Consider the following 15,897-nt stretch of genomic DNA (forward strand, 5'->3'; position numbering starts at 1 on the left):
TTCAGGGACTGAAGTCGGCACTTTCAGGGCCAGTTAAATCGGCTCGAAAACCAGGCGATAACGCCAGTTTCAACTTCACCCTTGTAGACCGTCCTGCCCACCCCCATATTGGGGCGACTGACGCGTGAAGGAATCCAACTTGAGCGAACTTCTCAACCGCCGCCTGGCTCTGCTCGGCAAGCGCGAACACCTCTCCCTGCTAGAGCAGTGCTTGCACGGCATCGAGCGCGAATGCCTACGCGTCACCGGTGAAGGCCGCCTGGCGCAAACGCCGCACCCTGAAGCCCTGGGCGCCGCGTTGACCCACGAACAGATCACCACCGACTACTCGGAATCGCTGCTGGAGTTCATCACCCCAGCCCTGCCGAACCCGGCCGATACCCTGAGCAGCCTGGACAAGATCCATCGCTTTGCCTACACCAAGCTGGGCAGCGAATACCTGTGGAGCCCCTCGATGCCGTGCCCGTTGCCGGCCGAGGAAGACATTCCGATTGCCTACTACGGCACGTCCAATATCGGACAGCTCAAGTACGTGTATCGCAAAGGCCTGGCTCTGCGTTACGGCAAGACCATGCAGTGCATCGCCGGGATCCACTACAACTTCTCGTTGCCCGAGGCGCTGTGGCCGTTGCTCAAGGAAACCGAAGGGTTTGTCGGCACCGATCGCGACTACCAGTCCACCGCCTACATCGCGCTGATCCGCAACTTCCGCCGCTACAGCTGGCTGCTGATGTACCTGTTCGGTGCCTCGCCGGCCCTGGACGCCGGCTTCCTGCGTGGTCGCTCGCACCAGCTCGAAGTGCTGGACGCCGATACCCTGTACCTGCCGTACGCCACCAGCCTGCGGATGAGCGACCTGGGTTACCAGAGCAACGCCCAGGCCGGCCTCACGCCGTGCTACAACGATTTGAACAGCTACACCGACAGCCTGCGTGAAGCGGTGGCAACGCCCTACGCGCCGTACGTCGAAGTCGGCACCCACAAGGACGGTGAGTGGGTACAGCTCAACACCAACATCCTGCAGATCGAAAACGAGTACTACTCCAACATTCGCCCCAAGCGAGTGACCTACACCGGCGAGCGTCCGATCCAGGCGCTGATGGCCCGTGGCATCCAGTACATCGAAGTGCGTTGCCTGGATATCAACCCGTTCCTGCCGATGGGCATCGACCTGCCGGAGTCGCGTTTCCTCGACGCCTTCCTGCTGTATTGCGCGTTGAACGACAGCCCGCTGTTCGCCAACAACGAGTGCGGCAATGCCACGTCCAACTTCCTCAGCGTGGTCAAGGAAGGTCGCCGCCCAGGCCTGCAATTGCAGCGCGATGGCCAGCCAGTGGACATGAAGGAATGGGCCGCCGAGCTGTTGGAGAAAATCGCGCCGCTGGCTGCCCTGCTCGATGAAAGCCACGGTATCACCGAGCACAGCCAAGCGCTGGACGCCCAGCTGGCGAAGGTCAAGGACCCGTCCCTGACCCCATCGGCCCAGGTGTTGGCGGCGATGGCCGAGCGCAAGGAGAGTTTTGCGCAGTTCTCCCTGCACCAGAGCCAGCTGCACGCCGAGCATTTCCGCAAGGAAGCGCTGCCGGCCGAAGAGCAGGCACGCTTCGAAGAGCTGGCACGCACGTCGCTGGCGCAACAGGCGGAGCTGGAGCAGAACGAAGTGGGCGATTTCGATGTGTTTGTCGGGTCGTACCAGGCGAGCATCCTGGCCATCAGCAACTAAAGCCTTACTCGCCGAATGCAGACTCTGTAGTGTGCGGGCTTGCCCCGTGCTGGGTGGCGAAGCCGCCCCAACAAGGCAACCGCATTGCTTCAGTTAACACGCGGCGCCAGGTTTTAGGGCCGCGTCGCCACCCAGCGCGGGGCAAGCCCGCTCACTACAGGGCAGCATTGTTCTTCTAATAAGCTAATTCGAAAATGTTATTTATTTTCGAATTCTTAGATCATTTAGTCTCCTCACACGCCGATCCTCGGCCGCCTGATTGAGGAGCTTCCCCTTGAAACTGTTAACCCCTCTGCGTCTCCTGGCCGCATTGTCCCTGGCCGGTGCCAGCCTGTTTGCCCAGGCGGCGGATGTGACCATCGCTTACCAGACCACCGTGGACCCGGCCAAAGTCGCCCAGGCCGACGGCGCGTATGAAAAAGCCACCAACGCCAAGATCAACTGGCGCAAATTCGACAATGGCGCCGACATCATCGCCGCTATTGCTTCCGGTGACGTGCAGATCGGCTACCTCGGTTCCAGCCCGCTGACCGCCGCCGTCACCCGCAAAGTGCCGGTGGAAACCTTCCTCGTCGCCACCCAGATCGGCGGTGCCGAAGCCTTGGTGGCGCGCAACGGATCGGGGATCAACAGCCCACAGGACCTGGTTGGCAAGAAAGTCGCCGTGCCGTTCGTGTCCACCGGCCACTACAGCCTGCTGGCCGCGCTGAAGCACTGGAACATCGACCCGTCGAAAGTCACCATCCTCAACCTCGCGCCACCGGCCATCATCGCCGCCTGGAAGCGCGGCGACATCGACGCGACCTACGTGTGGGACCCCGCCCTGGGCGTGGCCAAGGAGAACGGCAAAGTGCTGATCACCTCCGGCGAGCTGGCCAAGTTCGGTGCGCCGACCTTCGATGCATGGATCGTGCGTAAGGACTTTGCCGAGAAGCACCCGGAAATCGTCACAGCCTTCGCCAAAGTCACCCTGGACGCCTACGCCGCCTACCGCAAAGACCCACAAGCCTGGCTCGCTGACAAAGGCAACGTCGACAAGCTGGTGAAGCTCTCCGGCGCCAAAGCCAGCGACATCCCGTTGCTGCTGCAAGGCAACGTCTACCCGCTGGCCGCTGACCAAGTGACCCTACTGGGCGCACCGACCACCAAGGCCGTGACCGACACCGCCGCGTTCCTCAAGGAACAAGGCAAGGTCGACGCGGTACTGCCGGACTACGCCCCTTACGTCAGCGCCAAGTTCATTACCAACTGATCAGGAGTTCATCGCGATGGCCTTGCTACAACTGGAGCGCATCAGCGCACAGTACCCAGGCGCCACAGAACCGGTACTGTCTGACATCTCAATCGACCTGGGGCCCCAGCAATTGCTGGTGGCCCTCGGCCCGTCCGGCAGTGGCAAGACTTCGCTGTTGAACCTGATTGCCGGCTTTGTCGAACCGTCCGCCGGGCGCATTACCCTCGACGGCGTGCCGGTCAAGGGCCCCAGCGCCGAACGTGGCGTGGTGTTCCAGGACGACGCCCTGCTGCCCTGGCAGGACGTGCTGGCCAATGTCGCCTTCGGCCTGGAGCTGGCCGGCGTGCCCAAGGCGCAACGCGAAGTGCGCGCCCGGGAAATGCTGGCGCTGGTGGACCTGGCCGGTTTCGACAGCCGCCGCATCTGGCAACTCTCGGGCGGGCAGAAGCAACGCGTCGGCCTGGCCCGCGCGTTGGCCGCTGACCCGCGCGTCTTGTTGATGGACGAACCCTTCGGCGCCCTCGACGCCTTCACCCGCGAGCAGATGCAAGAGTTGCTGCTGCAGGTATGGCGACGCACGGCCAAACCGGTGTTCCTGATTACCCACGACATCGAAGAAGCGGTGTTCCTCGCCACTGACTTGATCCTGCTGGCGCCCAACCCGGGCCAGATCGTCGAACGCCTGAACCTGGACTTCGGCCAGCGCTACGCGGCGGGCGAATCAGCACGGGCGATCAAATCCGACCCGCGTTTTATCGAAACCCGCGAACACGTGCTGGGCAAAGTGTTCTCTCAACGGCAGGTGTCCGCATGAGCAGCTATGAACTCCCCGCCACCGTCGCCAAGCCGGTGACACACGCGGTGATCCCGGTGCGCCGCAGCCTGAGCACCCGCTGGATCAGCGTACTGACCCTGGTCGCGCTGCTGGCCCTCTGGTGGGCCGTGACCGCCACCGGCTTGATTGAACCGTTGTTCCTGCCACCGCCGTCGGCCGTGCTGCAAAAAGGCTGGCTGCTGGCGACCACCGGCTACATGGATTCCACCTTGTGGCAGCACCTGGGCGCCAGCCTCAGCCGTATCGGCCTGGGCCTGGGCTTTGCCGTACTGACCGCCGTACCGGTGGGGATTGCCATCGGTTCCAACCGTATTGCCCGGGGCATTCTCGACCCGCTGATCGAGTTTTACCGTCCGATTCCGCCCTTGGCCTATCTGCCGCTGATCGTGATCTGGTGCGGCATTGGCGAGCTGTCCAAGGTGCTGCTGATTTACCTGGCAATCTTTGCGCCCATCGCCATCGCCACCGCGACCGGCGTGCGCACCGTCGACCCGGCCAAGCTGCGCGCGGCTCAGTCGTTAGGCGCCACACGCGCCCAGTTGATCCGCCACGTGATCTTGCCGAGCGCTCTGCCCGACATCCTGACTGGCGTGCGCATCGGCCTGGGCGTGGGCTGGTCGACACTGGTCGCCGCCGAATTGATCGCCGCCACCAGCGGCCTGGGTTTCATGGTGCAGTCGGCGGCGCAGTTCCTGGTCACCGACGTGGTGGTGCTGGGCATCCTCGTCATCGCCCTGATCGCCTTCGCCATGGAAATGGGCCTGCGCGCCCTGCAGCGTAAATTAGTGCCGTGGCATGGCCAGGCACATTGAGTGAGAACAGCATGAGCAGCCTGACCGTTACCCCCATCAGCACCGCATTGGGTGCCCTGATCAGTGGCGTCGACATCACCCAGCCGTTGAACATTGAAGAGCGCGATGCCATCGAACAGGCGTTGCTCAAGCACTCGGTGCTGTTCTTCCGTGATCAGCCGATCAACCCGCAACAGCAAGCGCGGTTCGCGGCGAATTTTGGTGACCTGCATATCCATCCGATCTACCCCAACGTGCCGGAACAGCCTGAAGTGCTGATCCTCGACACCGCCGTCACCGACGTGCGCGACAACGCCGTGTGGCACACCGACGTGACCTTCCTGCCGACACCCGCACTCGGTGCAGTGCTGAGCGCCAAACTGCTACCCGCGTTTGGTGGCGACACATTGTGGGCCAGTGGCATTGCGGCGTATGAGGCGTTGTCCGAGCCGTTGAAGCGTTTGCTCGACGGGCTGACGGCTACCCACGACTTCACCAAGTCCTTCCCGCTGGAGCGCTTTGGCAACACCGCCGAAGACCTGGCGCGCTGGGAAGAAACCCGTAAGAAAAACCCACCGCTGTCCCATCCGGTGGTGCGCACGCACCCGGTGAGTGGGCGTAAGTCACTGTTTGTCAGTGATGGGTTCACCACCAAGATCAACGAACTGGAACCGGCCGAAAGCGAGGCGATCCTGAAACTGTTGTTCGCCCACGCGACCCGTCCGGAATTCACCATTCGTTGGCGCTGGCAGGAAAATGACGTGGCGTTCTGGGACAACCGCGTGACCCAGCACTACGCGGTGGATGATTACCGGCCGCAGCGGCGGGTGATGCATCGGGCGACCATCTTGGGCGACGTACCTTTCTAACCCCCGGCGAAGATCAAATGTGGGAGCAAGCCCGCTCCCACATTTTTGACCGAGTGATGTCAGGTTATTCAGCGGAAGATGGCTTTTCCCACAAGTTGATCCCGCCTTCCTGGGCAAACCGATCGATCTCCGCCAGTTCTTCCGCACTGAAGCTCAGGTTCTTCAACGCACCGACGTTCTCGACAATCTGCTCCGGCCGGCTCGCACCGATCAGCGCGCTGGTCACCCGTGGATCTCGCAACGTCCAGGCCAACGCCAGTTGTGCCAGGCTCTGACCACGGCGCTTGGCGATTTCGTTCAGCGCACGCACGTGGGCAATGTTGGCATCCGACAAATGCTTGGCCTGCAATGAACCACCGCCCGGGCGGTTGACCCGTGCATCGGCCGGCACGCCATTGAGGTACTTGTCAGTCAGCAAACCCTGGGCCAGCGGCGTAAACGCAATCACCCCGGCGCCGAGTTCTTCGGTGGTGTCCAGCAGGTCTTTTTCTACCCAGCGGTTGAGCAGGTTGTAGGCCGGCTGGTGGATCAACAGCGGCACTTTCCACTCTTTGAGCAGGGCGGCGATTTCGCGGGTTTTCACGCCCGAATAGGAAGAGATGCCGATGTACAGCGCCTTGCCTTGTTGCACGGCAGTGGCGAGGGCGCTGGCGGTTTCTTCCAGCGGGGTATCGGCGTCAAAGCGGTGGGAGTAGAAGATGTCCACATAGTCGACGCCCAGGCGTTGCAGGCTCTGGTCCAGGCTCGCCAGTACGTATTTGCGCGAACCGCCGCCCTGGCCGTAAGGGCCGGGCCACATGTCCCAACCGGCCTTGCTGGAGATGATCAGTTCATCGCGGTAATGCTTGAAATCTTCGCGCAGCAAACGGCCGAAGTTGATCTCGGCGCTGCCGTACGGTGGGCCATAGTTGTTGGCCAGGTCGAAATGGTTGATCCCCAGGTCGAACGCCGTACGCAGCAGGGCGCGCTGGGTGTCGATCGGGGTACTGTCGCCAAAGTTGTGCCACAGGCCCAGGGACAGTGCCGGCAGCACCAACCCACTGCGGCCTACGCGGCGATACGGAATAGATTCATAGCGGTTTTCGGCAGCAATGTAAGTCATCGAATCCTCTCTTGAACTTGGGACTAATAAGGCCCGGGAATAACGCTATTCCCAGGCCTTTTAAGCAGCTGAATCGCTTAAGTCTGCCGTTCCGTTCTACAGCAATTTCCTACCAGAGGGGAACGACATAGCTGACATAGAAGCGGTTTTCATCCTGCACGGTGGCGCCGGTGATATCCGGGCTGGCATGCGCGTTTTTCCAGGTCACGCCCAGGCCTTTGAGGGTGCCGGTCGGTACTTGGTAAGCCACGGCAATGTTGCGTTCCCACTCGCTGGTGGTGCCTTGCACGGTGCGGATGTCATCACCGTGGGCGTAGGCCGCCGAGAACGACAGGCCCGTGAGGCCCAGCTTACCGAAGTCATACTTATACTGCGCAAGCCACGTGCGCTCACCGGCGTGTTGAAATTTATTCAACTGCATGTTGGTCAGCGCCGGGGTGTCGGCGCCAGAGCCCGGGCCCTGGCGGTTATCGCCGCTGTTCAGGCCAGAATCGAGGTACGGGAAGTCGCTGTCGCCGCTGTTTTTCTGGATGCCCAGGCCGACGGTGTGGCCGTCCAGGCTGTAGCTTTCAAGCAAGCTGGCGGTGGTCTGGTTGATGCGGCCTTTGGAGCTGCCGTCGCCGTAGAGACCAGCCCCGGCAAAGTCCTTGTCGCCGTCGGCGTTTTCGCCCACACCCAGGCTGCGGAATACGCGGATATCGGTGTCGATTGCACCGACCGACAACGCGTCATGACGCTTGGCGCCCAGGAAGAACTGCTGGTAGTAGTCCTCAAGGTTGGAGTACCAGAGGCTGACGGTGGTGTTCTGGATACCGGTGTAGTCCGCACCGCCAAACAGGAAGCGATCGCTCTCTTTGGTGCCCCCGGCGGTGATCATGCCCTGGTCGCCGGTTTCGTTGCGGATCTTGGTCTTGAAGATATCGCCGCCGGTGAACGTAAAGTCCGTGAGGTCCTTGGACACCAGTTGCACACCGGTGTTGGTCTGCTGGTACAGGCGGCCGTCAGTGTTGGCCAGCACCGGGTTGTTGCCGTAGAGCGTGCCGAGGCGCAACTCATCCTGGGCAAAACGCATCTTGAACGTAGGGCTCAACACACCGAACTGGTCGGCGGACTTGCCGTTGTCCAGCGGAAACATGCTGCCGGGGTAGCGGCCCTGGTGATCCTTGTCGTTGAGGTCGCCACCGGAATCCAATTTCAAGCCGTAGAAGGCTTGCAGGTCCAGGCCAAAACCGACCGGGCCTTCGGTGTAGCCCGACTTGAAGTTGAACTCGAAACCCTGGCCCCAATCACGCACGCTGTGCGCCTTGGCCGTGCTGTTCACCACATCACGACCCTGCTGGTTGAGATAGCGATTGAGCAGGGTCACATCGGCGTGGCTGTCATCGATAAAATCGGCATGGGCGGACAGCATAAAGCTCGCCATGGCGGCACCCACCATGGGGCTTAATAACGTCTTCATTGTTACCGGTCTCCGTCACTGTTCTGAAATGAAAGCGTCAAACGCTTCACACAATTACGCAGTGGCCAGATGACAGTTCGGAGTCAAAACCGATAGTTCACGAATGAAATTAAATTTAAGCAACCCTTTAACTACGCGGGTTAGCGGGCATTTTCGAAGATTTCTGACAGCCAATCCACGAACACGCGCACCCTCGGTGACAGGTGTCGGTTATGCGGATACAGCACCGATACCGGCATGGGCGGCGGGGGCGTATCGGTGAGAATTTCACGCATCACACCCTGCTCGATCAGCTCGGCCATGCGGTAATGCGGGCACTGGATAATGCCCAATCCGGCCACCGCGCTGGCGGAGTAAATCTCGGCGCCGAAGACCGAAAGCGCGCCCTCGATACTCACCTCTTCAAGCTCGCCATCGACCATGAATTCGAACGGAAAAAGCTTGGCCGTGGTGCGCGAAACGTAGTTCACCGCGCGGTGTGTCGCGAGGTCCGCCAGGCACTTTGGCTCGCCGTATTTTCGCAAGTACGTGGGGCTGGCGCAGGTCACCTGGCGTAGGGTCGCCACGCGCCGGCCGATCAACGCAGAGTCCCCCAGGGTGCCCGCGCGCAATACGCAATCCACGCCCTCGGCGATGAGATCGACGAAGCGATCCGCCTCACTGATCGACAGCTCGATTTCCGGGTAGCGCGCCATGAACTGCGGCAGTGCCGGGATCACAAAATACTTGGCCAGGGTGCCGTGCAAATCCACGCGCAAACGGCCCTTGGGCGCCACGCCGCGAAACGCCAGTTCAGCCTCTTCCAGCTCCGCCAGCAGTAGCACGCAACGTTGGTAGTAGGCCTCGCCATCGAGGGTGGGACGCACGCGACGGGTGCTGCGTTCGAGCAGGCGAGTGCCCAGCCAGGCCTCGAATTGATTGAGGGTGTGGGTCAGCGTGGCGCGCGGCAGGTTCAGGTCATCGGCGGCCAATGTGAAGCTTGAACGCTCGTAAATGCGCACAAACACCTTCATCGCTTTGACTTGATCCATGTGGCCTTCCCCGGACTTATTGTTGGCGATTATTGAACAGTCAAGGCAACTCTGGCGCATTTATCGGCCCTGGTAAACATGTGAATCTGCGTCCACACCCACTCCAGAGGACTTCGCACCATGACAACTCAAGTCGCAATCATCACCGGCGCTTCCCGTGGCATTGGCGCCGTGGTGGCCCGGCAACTCGCCGCCGACGGTTACGCCGTGGCGATCAACTACGCCAGCAGCGCCACCGAAGCGTCGAAGCTGGTGGTGGAACTGCGTCAGGCCGGCCACCAAGCCATAGCGATCCAGGGCGATGTCAGCAAGCCTGCCGATATCAAGCGCCTGTTCGATGAAACCGAAACCCAGCTGGGCAAGGTCGACGTGCTGGTCAACAACGCCGGTATCCTCAAGGCGTTGCCCCTGGCCCAGCACAGCGACGAGCTCTACAACCAGAACTTCGACATCCACACCCGTGGCACCTTCAACGCCTTGCGCGAAGCAGCCACGCGCCTCAACGACGGCGGGCGCATCGTCAACTTCTCCAGCAGCACCGTCGGCCTCAACTTCCCCGGCTACGCGGTGTACATCGCCAGCAAGGCGGCGGTGGAGTCCCTGACCCACGTGTTCGCCAAGGAAATGCGCGGGCGTGGCATCACCGTCAACGCGGTCGCGCCAGGCCCGGTCGCCACCGACCTGTTCCTGCACGGCAAGAGCGAAGAGCAGATCCAGGGCATGGCCAAGATGGCGCCCCTGGAACGCCTGGGCCAACCGGAAGATGTTGCCCGCGTGGTGTCGTTCCTGGTCAGCCCGGCCGCTGGCTGGATCAATGGGCAAACCCTGCGCACCAACGGCGGGCTGGTCTGAACGCAATCGAGGGCAATCACATGAAATCGATCATCCTGATTACCGGCGCCTCCAGTGGGTTTGGCGCCCTCACCGCCCGCGCCCTGGCCGATGCCGGCCACACGGTCTACGCCAGCATGCGCGAAACCCTGGGGCGCAATGCGCCGCAGGTGGCCGAGGTGCAGTGCTATGCCGACGAACACCAGGTGGACCTGCGCAGCGTGGAGCTGGACGTGGCTTCGAGCGAATCGGTAGACGCTGGCGTCGCCAGGATCGTCGCCGACTGCGGGCGCCTGGATGTGATCATCCACAACGCCGGGCACATGTCGTTCGGCCCGGCCGAAGCCTTCACGCCGGAGCAGTTCGCCCAGCTGTACGACATCAACGTGCTGAGCACCCAGCGCGTCAACCGTGCGGCGCTGCCGTACCTGCGCAAGCAGGGCAAAGGGTTGGTGGTGTGGGTGTCGTCCAGCAGCGCTCGCGGGGGTACGCCGCCGTTTCTGGCGCCGTACTTTGCGGCGAAGGCGGCGATGGACTCCCTGGCGGTATCCTACGCCAGCGAGCTGAGTCGTTGGGGCATCGAGACGTCGATCATCGTGCCTGGCGCGTTTACCAAGGGCACCAACCACTTTGCCCACTCCGGCAAGCCCAGCGATCAGGCGCGTGTCGATCTGTACAACGACGGACCCTATGCGGGTGTTGCGGACGCTGCACTGCAAGGTTTAGCGGCGCTGGAACCTGCGGATGCGGATGTGGGCGAGGTGGCCAAGGCCATTGTCGAGATCGTCGGCTTGCCGTTCGGCACACGTCCGTTCCGCCGGCATATCGACCCCTCCGAGGATGGCTGCGAGGTCGTCAATGGCGTGGCGGATCGGGTGCGGGCAGAACTGTTCTGGAAGGTGGGTTTGCAAGACTTGCTTAAACCCACTACACCTCTTCAGTAGGAATGCAGTGCCTCATGTGGGAGCGGGCTTGCTCGCGAAAGCGGTTCATCAGAAACATATTCAGTGGCTGACACTCCGCTTTCGCGAGCAAGCCCGCTCCCACAGGAGATCACCGTCATGCACACCCTCATCGTCATCAGTTGCGGCTTGATTCTGCTAGCACTGACGCTGTTCATCGGTCAAAAACTCGGCATCAGCCGCACGGTGCTGGCCTACAGTTTTGTCGGGATCTGGTTGATCGCCGCAGTGGCCAACGGCACCGTCGGCGTGCTCACTGCCGGCCAGCCCCTGGTGTCGGAACTGGTGATCGGCAGTGGCGTGTTCGGCGTGCCGTTGGTGGCGCTGGCCCTGTACCTCAGGGCCTGAGCCTCAACGCACCAGGTGCAGGAACTGCAGGTGACGCTCGTACTGGTCAAGGATGTCGTTGATGATCTGCTCCTTGGTGTAGCCCACCAAGTCGTAGTCCTGGCTGCCTTCGGCCAGGTGCACTTCCGCCCGATAGTAGCGGCGGTTGTTGATCTCTTTCTTGCCCATGCCACCCCGGGCAAACGACGGCGTGAAGTAGCCGCGCATCTGCACCTGATACACGAATGGGCGCTCCTCGCCGTGACCGATTTCCAGACTGACGCTGTCGTTGGCCGGGTCCGGTTGGGTGACCACGTTCAGGCCCTTCTCGACAAACACCGCCGTCACTTCTTCGATCGCCGGGCGCACGGTGGTGTCGAGGAAGCGGTACACCTCATCCCGCGAAGGGAAGTGCACGGCCTGGCTCAGACGCTGGCGCCAGCCGCCCCTGCCCTTGCGTGCGGCCGAGATGGGGGCCAGCGAATGCAACTGGGCAATCTGCTTCTGCGACTCGAGGTAGAAGGCCTTGTGCAGCCCCCACATCATCAGCAGCAGGATCATCGAGAACGGCAGTGAGGTCAGCACCACCGCCGATTTGAGCGAATCGATACTGCCGGCAAACAGCAACGCACTGGTGACCAGCGCGGTCATGGCGCCCCAGAACACCCGCAGCCATTTCGGCCCGTCTTCATCCGCGTTGCCGCCCTTGGACGACAGGGTGGACAGCACCACGGTGCCCGAGTCGGCCGAGGTGACAAAGAACACGAAGCTGATGAACACCGTGACCGCGATGACGGTTTTGCTCCACGGATAGGTTTCCAGCAACAGGTAGAGGCTCATCGACGGGTTGTCGATGGCCGACTGACCGAGTGCGGTCAGCCCGTGATTGAGCACTTGGTCGATGGCGCTGTTGCCGAAGATCGACATCCACGCCAGGGTGAAACCCAGCGGGATCAGCAGCACGCCGAACACGAACTCGCGGATGGTACGGCCACGGGAAATCCGTGCGATGAACAGGCCTACGAACGGCGACCATGCGATCCACCAGGCCCAGTAGAACACCGTCCAACCGCCCAGCCAGTCGCTGGGTTTGTCGTAGGCGTATACGTCGAAGCTCTTGGTCGGCAAGGCGCCCAGGTAGTCGCCCAGGTTCTGGATCAGGGTGTTGAGCAGGTGCTGGGTGGGGCCGGCGAACAACACAAACAGCAGCAGCGCGCAGGCCAGCAGCATGTTGATGTCGGACATCACCCGCACGCCCTTGTCGACGCCGGAGACAGCCACCAGGATCGCGGCGCCCATCATCAGGGTGATCAGGCCAACCTGGACCCACTGGGTGTGAGCCACGCCGAACAGGTAATCGAGACCGGAATTGAGGTGCAACACCCCAAAACCCATGTCGGCACCCAGGCCGAACACCGTGGCGATAATGCCAAAGCCATCCACGGCGTAGCCGATGGGGCCATTGATGCGCTTGCCGATCAGCGGATAGAGCGCCGAACGCAACGCCAGCGGCAGGTTATGCCGGTAGGCGAAGTACGCCAGAGCCATGCCGACAAAGGCGAACACACCCCAGCCATGCAGGCCCCAGTGCAGAAACAGGATCTGCATGGCCTGGCGCGCCGCGTCGGCGTTCATCGCTTCGCCCTGGGGCGGTTGCACCAGGTGCGTCAGCGGCTCAGAGACGCAGAAGAAGAACAGCGTGATGCTGATCCCGGCGGCGAACAGCATGCCAGCCCAGGACAGATAACTGAATTCGGGCTCGTCGTGGTCGGCACCGAGTTTTATCTTGCCGTAGCCCGATAACGCGGTGACCACCACGAAGACCAGATACAGGGTCATCGCCAGCATGTAGTACCAGCCGACCGTATTGGCCGCCCAGTTTTGCGCGGCCAGCAGCCAGGCACCGGCCTGTTGCGGGATCGCGATGACCGTGACGCCGAAGAGCAGGATGAACGTAGCGGCGAAGTAGAAAACCGGCGCGTTCATGCGCACCAGGCCGCTGGATGGGGTGGACGATGCACTCATGAACGATGCACCCCGAGGGAGTGGAATGTGGCTGTAAATAACGGACTCAGCAAAGGTAAGCCTCCTGTTGTGAGCGGGCAGCGAACCACCGGGTTTAACTTGAACGAGCATTCAAGTTAAACATGAATAGGCGGTCCGGGACTAATCGCAGGGCTGAGCGGTAGACAATTCCTACACTAGCTCAAGGACAGGTATGACGGGCGGGAATGACAAATCGTTCAGCGATTACGCGGGAAATCTGGAATACGGGTAACCCTGTGAGAGCTGGCTTGCCTGCGATGGCGGTGGGTCAGCTGTCCATTCGCGGCTGGCACACCGCCATCGCCGGCAAGCCGGCTCCTACAGGGGGTTCGTGTGCCAGGTTGGCCTGAGCGAAGGACGACAAATCGTTCAGCGATTACGCGGGAAATCTGGAATGCGGTTAACCCTGTGGGAGCTGGCTTGCCTGCGATGACGGCCTCAAAATCAGCGCAAGGCTAATGGCCTCATCACCGGCAAGCCGGCTCCTACAGAGGTTTGCGTAAGCTTCCTATTTTTGCGTGCCGTCATCGTGCTGCAGGTTGGCCTGGGTGATATTCGCCCCGGCCGGCACGCTGCGGGTGAGCCACACGTTGCCGCCGATGGTCGAGCCCTTGCCGATGGTGATGCGCCCCAGGATCGTCGCGCCGGCGTATATCACCACGTCGTCCTCGACAATCGGGTGGCGTGGGTGGCCCTTCTGCAACTGCCCATCCTCATCGGCAGGGAAGCGCTTGGCGCCCAATGTCACGGCCTGGTAGATGCGCACGCGCTCACCAATGATCGCTGTCTCGCCAATCACCACGCCGGTCCCGTGGTCGATGAAGAAGCTGGGGCCGATCTGCGCGCCGGGGTGGATATCGATGCCGGTGGCCGAGTGGGCAATCTCCGCGCTGATCCGCGCCAGCAGCGGCAGGCCGGCGCGGTACAAATGGTGGGCCAACCGATGATGGATCACCGCCAGGATCCCCGGGTAGCACAGCAGCACTTCATCCACGCTGCGCGCGGCCGGGTCGCCGTGGTAGGCGGCCAGTACGTCGGTGTCCAGCAGGCTGCGCAAGGACGGCAAGGCCAGGGCGAAATCCTGGATCAGGCGAATGGCGTGGGCATCGACCTCCCGGTCGTCCTTGCCGCCTTGGCGGGCGGCATAGCGCAATTCCAGGCGGGCCTGGGCGAGCAGCGCGTTCAGCGCGACATCGAGGGTGTGGCCAACGTAGAAATCTTCGCTCTCTTCACGCAAGTCCACCGGCCCCAGGCGCATCGGGAACAGCGCACCGCACAGCGATTCGAGAATCTGCGCCACCGCCTCGCGTGACGGCAGCTCACGTCCACCGTGTTCGCCGCTCAGGCGGCCATTGCGCGTTCGCCACTGGTCCCGGGCGCCGCGCAGTTGGCTAACGATGGTCTGCAATTGCCAATGACTGGAACGCTCACTCACGGTATTCACTCCTGACGAAATGGCCCTCACTTTACGGTATGCACCCGGGCGGCCCTTAAGAACCAATGGTGTGATACTAAGAACCATACGACATAAGCGATTGGCGGTTGCCCGATGAAAAGTGCCTGCCTATAGTCGCCTCATCTCTTAGCCACCGTGCGTAGCCATGATCAAACAACAGCTCGACCGTTTTAACCGCCTGGAACTGCTGGGCGGCGCCACTGCCCTGGAAAAACTCGAGCGGCTGTCGGCCTGGCTGGGCAGGGACATCTACGTCAAACGCGATGACACCACGCCCCTGGCCATGGGCGGCAACAAGCTGCGCAAACTCGAATACCTGGCCGCCGATGCCCTCGCCCAGGGCGCTGACACGCTGGTGACCGCCGGGGCCCTGCAATCCAACCACGTGCGCCAGACCGCCGCACTCGCCGCCAAATTGGGCCTGGGCTGCGTGGCGCTGCTGGAGAACCCCACCGGCACCGAAGACCCCAACTACCTGGGCAACGGCAACCGCCTGCTGCTGGACCTGTTCGACGCCAAAGTCGAGCTGGTCGAGAACCTCGATAACGCCGACGAACAACTCAACGCCCTGGCCGACCGCTTGCGCAGCAACGGCAAGAAACCATACCTGGTGCCCATCGGTGGCTCCAACGCCCTGGGCGCGCTGGGCTACGTGCGCGCCGGGCTGGAACTGGCCGCACAGATCGAAGACAGCGGCATCGAGTTTGCCGCCGTGGTGCTGGCATCGGGCAGCGCGGGCACCCACAGCGGGTTGGCGCTGGCCTTGAGTGAAGTGCTGCCGGACCTGCCGGTCATTGGTGTGACCGTGTCACGTACCGACGAAGCCCAGCGCCCGAAGGTGCAGGGCCTGGCCGAGCGCACCGCCGAATTGTTGGGCGTGGCGATTCCCGAGGCGTTCAAAGTGATCCTGTGGGACGAATATTTCGGCCCGCGCTACGGCGAGCCGAACGCCGGCACCCTGGCGGCGGTCAAGTTGCTGGCAAGCCAGGAGGGGCTGTTGCTGGACCCGGTCTACACTGGCAAGGCCATGGCCGGCTTGCTGGACGGCATCGGGCGTCAGCGGTTCGAGGACGGGCCGATCATTTTCCTGCACACCGGCGGGGCGCCAGCGCTGTTTGCTTATGACTCGGCGTTCAACTGAATAAACGCGGGTTGCAAATGTGGGAGCTGGCTTGCCTGCGATGGCGGTAGGTCAGCAAAACATCCGTCGGCTGATACTCCGCCATCGCAG

At 62.2% G+C, this 15,897-nt stretch carries 14 protein-coding genes; 9 read left to right on the forward strand and 5 right to left on the reverse strand.

Annotation, left to right across the window (positions count from 1 at the left end; all coding sequences use genetic code 11):
• The first annotated feature begins 139 nt into the window (after positions 1 to 139).
• The 5 genes from gshA to tauD all read left to right on the forward strand — a co-directional run bounded on the left by gshA (position 140) and on the right by tauD (position 5,452).
• Positions 140 to 1,723: a glutamate--cysteine ligase gene (gene gshA, locus HX803_RS03145; protein ID WP_178918921.1), complete on the forward strand. Its 1,584-nt coding sequence runs from the start codon at positions 140 to 142 to the stop codon at positions 1,721 to 1,723.
• A gap of 274 nt (positions 1,724 to 1,997) precedes the next feature.
• Complete coding sequence (gene tauA, locus HX803_RS03150; protein WP_176997357.1) at positions 1,998 to 2,975, forward strand: taurine ABC transporter substrate-binding protein; 978 nt, start codon at positions 1,998 to 2,000, stop codon at positions 2,973 to 2,975.
• 16 nt (positions 2,976 to 2,991) lie between these two features.
• Positions 2,992 to 3,771 carry a taurine ABC transporter ATP-binding subunit gene (tauB, locus tag HX803_RS03155; RefSeq protein ID WP_178918923.1) on the forward strand — a complete coding sequence of 260 codons (780 nt, stop codon included), beginning with the start codon at positions 2,992 to 2,994 and terminating at the stop codon, positions 3,769 to 3,771.
• Positions 3,768 to 4,604: a taurine ABC transporter permease TauC gene (gene tauC, locus HX803_RS03160; protein ID WP_178918925.1), complete on the forward strand. Its 837-nt coding sequence runs from the start codon at positions 3,768 to 3,770 to the stop codon at positions 4,602 to 4,604. Before tauB ends, tauC begins: the two co-directional genes overlap by 4 nt.
• Positions 4,605 to 4,615: 11 nt before the next feature.
• Complete coding sequence (gene tauD / locus HX803_RS03165; RefSeq protein ID WP_178918927.1) at positions 4,616 to 5,452, forward strand: taurine dioxygenase; 837 nt, start codon at positions 4,616 to 4,618, stop codon at positions 5,450 to 5,452.
• A gap of 64 nt (positions 5,453 to 5,516) precedes the next feature.
• On the opposite strand, the gene mgrA is transcribed toward tauD, so the two are convergent.
• From mgrA to HX803_RS03180, 3 genes are all read right to left on the reverse strand, one after another.
• The gene (gene mgrA, locus HX803_RS03170; RefSeq protein WP_178918929.1) at positions 5,517 to 6,554 is read right to left on the reverse strand and encodes an L-glyceraldehyde 3-phosphate reductase; all 1,038 of its coding nucleotides are present in this window, start codon (positions 6,552 to 6,554) and stop codon (positions 5,517 to 5,519) included.
• 109 nt (positions 6,555 to 6,663) lie between these two features.
• On the reverse strand, positions 6,664 to 7,992 hold the full coding sequence (locus HX803_RS03175; RefSeq protein ID WP_178918946.1) for an OprD family outer membrane porin: 1,329 nt from the start codon (positions 7,990 to 7,992) through the stop codon (positions 6,664 to 6,666).
• A 161-nt stretch (positions 7,993 to 8,153) separates the two neighbouring features.
• Positions 8,154 to 9,044: a LysR family transcriptional regulator gene (locus HX803_RS03180; protein ID WP_178918930.1), complete on the reverse strand. Its 891-nt coding sequence runs from the start codon at positions 9,042 to 9,044 to the stop codon at positions 8,154 to 8,156.
• A 120-nt stretch (positions 9,045 to 9,164) separates the two neighbouring features.
• On the opposite strand from HX803_RS03180, the gene HX803_RS03185 reads away from it, so the two are divergent.
• The 3 genes from HX803_RS03185 to HX803_RS03195 all read left to right on the forward strand — a co-directional run bounded on the left by HX803_RS03185 (position 9,165) and on the right by HX803_RS03195 (position 11,185).
• A complete protein-coding gene (locus tag HX803_RS03185; RefSeq protein ID WP_178918932.1) occupies positions 9,165 to 9,896 on the forward strand; it encodes an SDR family oxidoreductase in 732 nt (243 codons plus the stop codon).
• Between the two features lie 20 nt (positions 9,897 to 9,916).
• Positions 9,917 to 10,819, forward strand: a complete 903-nt coding sequence (locus HX803_RS03190) for an SDR family oxidoreductase (protein ID WP_178918934.1) — start codon at positions 9,917 to 9,919, stop codon at positions 10,817 to 10,819.
• A gap of 117 nt (positions 10,820 to 10,936) precedes the next feature.
• Complete coding sequence (locus HX803_RS03195; RefSeq protein ID WP_178918936.1) at positions 10,937 to 11,185, forward strand: hypothetical protein; 249 nt, start codon at positions 10,937 to 10,939, stop codon at positions 11,183 to 11,185.
• Between the two features lie 3 nt (positions 11,186 to 11,188).
• Here HX803_RS03195 and betT read toward each other — a convergent pair whose 3' ends face one another.
• The gene (betT, locus tag HX803_RS03200) at positions 11,189 to 13,150 is read right to left on the reverse strand and encodes a choline transporter BetT (RefSeq protein WP_178918948.1); all 1,962 of its coding nucleotides are present in this window, start codon (positions 13,148 to 13,150) and stop codon (positions 11,189 to 11,191) included.
• A 568-nt stretch (positions 13,151 to 13,718) separates the two neighbouring features.
• Positions 13,719 to 14,645, reverse strand: coding sequence for a serine O-acetyltransferase EpsC (gene epsC / locus HX803_RS03205; protein WP_178918938.1), 927 nt, complete (start codon positions 14,643 to 14,645; stop codon positions 13,719 to 13,721).
• Positions 14,646 to 14,811: 166 nt separating this feature from the next.
• Between epsC and HX803_RS03210 the strand changes: the two genes are divergently transcribed.
• Positions 14,812 to 15,807 carry a D-cysteine desulfhydrase gene (locus HX803_RS03210; protein ID WP_178918940.1) on the forward strand — a complete coding sequence of 332 codons (996 nt, stop codon included), beginning with the start codon at positions 14,812 to 14,814 and terminating at the stop codon, positions 15,805 to 15,807.
• Positions 15,808 to 15,897 lie beyond the last annotated feature (90 nt).

This window comes from Pseudomonas sp. P7548 (genome assembly GCF_013386585.1).
Lineage (GTDB): Bacteria > Pseudomonadota > Gammaproteobacteria > Pseudomonadales > Pseudomonadaceae > Aquipseudomonas.

Excerpts from the sequence above, each read along its gene's own strand:
- tauB (WP_178918923.1), top strand. The coding sequence starts at position 2,992 with ATGGCCTTGCTACAACTGGAGCGCATCAGCGCACAGTACCCAGGCGCC.
- tauD (WP_178918927.1), top strand. The coding sequence starts at position 4,616 with ATGAGCAGCCTGACCGTTACCCCCATCAGCACCGCATTGGGTGCCCTG.
- HX803_RS03210 (WP_178918940.1), top strand. The coding sequence starts at position 14,812 with ATGATCAAACAACAGCTCGACCGTTTTAACCGCCTGGAACTGCTGGGC.
- HX803_RS03175 (WP_178918946.1), bottom strand. The coding sequence starts at position 7,992 with ATGGTGGGTGCCGCCATGGCGAGCTTTATGCTGTCCGCCCATGCCGAT.
- betT (WP_178918948.1), bottom strand. The coding sequence starts at position 13,150 with ATGAACGCGCCGGTTTTCTACTTCGCCGCTACGTTCATCCTGCTCTTC.
- mgrA (WP_178918929.1), bottom strand. The coding sequence starts at position 6,554 with ATGACTTACATTGCTGCCGAAAACCGCTATGAATCTATTCCGTATCGC.
- HX803_RS03180 (WP_178918930.1), bottom strand. The coding sequence starts at position 9,044 with ATGGATCAAGTCAAAGCGATGAAGGTGTTTGTGCGCATTTACGAGCGT.
- tauC (WP_178918925.1), top strand. The coding sequence starts at position 3,768 with ATGAGCAGCTATGAACTCCCCGCCACCGTCGCCAAGCCGGTGACACAC.
- HX803_RS03195 (WP_178918936.1), top strand. The coding sequence starts at position 10,937 with ATGCACACCCTCATCGTCATCAGTTGCGGCTTGATTCTGCTAGCACTG.
- HX803_RS03185 (WP_178918932.1), top strand. The coding sequence starts at position 9,165 with ATGACAACTCAAGTCGCAATCATCACCGGCGCTTCCCGTGGCATTGGC.
- HX803_RS03190 (WP_178918934.1), top strand. The coding sequence starts at position 9,917 with ATGAAATCGATCATCCTGATTACCGGCGCCTCCAGTGGGTTTGGCGCC.